The sequence below is a fragment of the Bacillus sp. LR--39 genome (assembly GCF_053613335.1).
Genome location: NZ_JBSIOT010000194.1, coordinates 1 through 1,314, shown reverse-complemented (window position 1 = coordinate 1,314; position 1,314 = coordinate 1). Strand labels below are relative to the sequence as shown.

The window sequence follows — 1,314 nt, the reverse complement described above, 5'->3', positions numbered from 1 at the left end:
ACCCATAAGAGCATATATCCGTATTTAGAACCCGCCGAAATATTCGTTGCGAAGTTGCCGGGATCAATATAGGCAATGGCTGCTATAAATGCAGGGCCGAGAAAAGGGAGCAGCCCTCTGAATCCTCTGATTTTCCCGTCAAGCGCATCTTGGACGGCTTTGGAACGGGGAGATTGTGCTGTGATGTCCTTGTTCATCATGTCTCACCTGAATTCTGTTTGTTTTTGCCGTACAACAAAGAGTTTCCTTAAGGCAAATTTTTTTATCTACATCATATGACCATCCCGGTTTCTTGTCAACCGAAAATGTTCAAAATACACTTCTGAATTTTTCCCTGTTATGTAACATGATATGTAGGAATTCGGGATAAGGTCCCATATAAAAAGACATCGTTTCAGTTCGAAACGATGCCTCCTGTATCTAATGAGTCTAGGCTTCCTTCCGCAGCCCGCGGAATATAAGGCCCAGCAAGAATACGAAGATGGCTGCCCCGATGATGGCCGGGAAAATAGCAAAGCCGGCGAGGCTCGGTCCCCATGTGCCAAGAAGTCCGTGCCCAATCCAAGCGCCGATCAGCCCGGCAATCATAGAGCCGAAAATTCCTCCCGGCAGCCGGTTTCCTACAATGGCGCTCCCAATTAATCCGATAACAATAGCAACAACTAATGAAACCAAAAAGCTAAGCATCATGATCACCTCTCATAAATGATTTACCAATCAATAACCGCTCCTGATCATTTCGAAACACCTAAAAGCATATTCCTCTATGATCCTGTTTTAATCTTTCTCTGCACACTGCCGTCAGCTAAATGAACAATGACCTCAGTGCCTTTTTGCGCCGCGATTTCCTTTGCCCGTTCAATCGCTTCTTTCTTTGTATCCTTGATTTCAGACACGCGTTTGGCGCCCTCGGCTTTGACTGCCCAGCCTTTTTTATGCTTAATAACATGTTCTGCTTTGTTCATGAGCTCGGGGCCGCTGCCGCTGCTTGGATCAGCATCGCGTTCTGTCTCATCATCATGCGTCAGGAAATCATCAATTTCATCTGTAGAGGCGTTTTCCGCCCATTCCTTCGCTTTGCTTGTCGCAATTGGAATCGCGCGCCCTTCCTCATAGCCTTCATCAATCATCGCATTCGCAATGTCTATCGCCTTTTTTCTCACCGGCTTCTCAAGATTTTTTAATGAAGCAGGATAATCCTTCATCGACCAAGGCATGTCTATCACTTCTTTTCCTTTTATAAAAATGGTACCCGCAGGTGAAAAATAAAAACGCATCCGAAAAAATGAAGGTATACTATATAGTAGAAAAAAC

The 1,314-nt window shown here is 45.0% G+C and carries 2 protein-coding genes and 1 pseudogene; all 3 read right to left on the bottom strand.

Annotated elements, in window-relative coordinates; genetic code table 11:
* Positions 1-200: pseudogene (locus ACWHAR_RS21710) on the bottom strand (Nramp family divalent metal transporter); the annotation flags it as partial.
* A 229-nt stretch (positions 201-429) separates the two neighbouring features.
* Positions 430-687: a GlsB/YeaQ/YmgE family stress response membrane protein gene (locus ACWHAR_RS21705; protein WP_003246519.1), complete on the bottom strand. Its 258-nt coding sequence runs from the start codon at positions 685-687 to the stop codon at positions 430-432.
* Positions 688-764: 77 nt separating this feature from the next.
* Positions 765-1,217, bottom strand: coding sequence for a DUF2188 domain-containing protein (locus ACWHAR_RS21700; protein WP_041336809.1), 453 nt, complete (start codon positions 1,215-1,217; stop codon positions 765-767).
* Positions 1,218-1,314 lie beyond the last annotated feature (97 nt).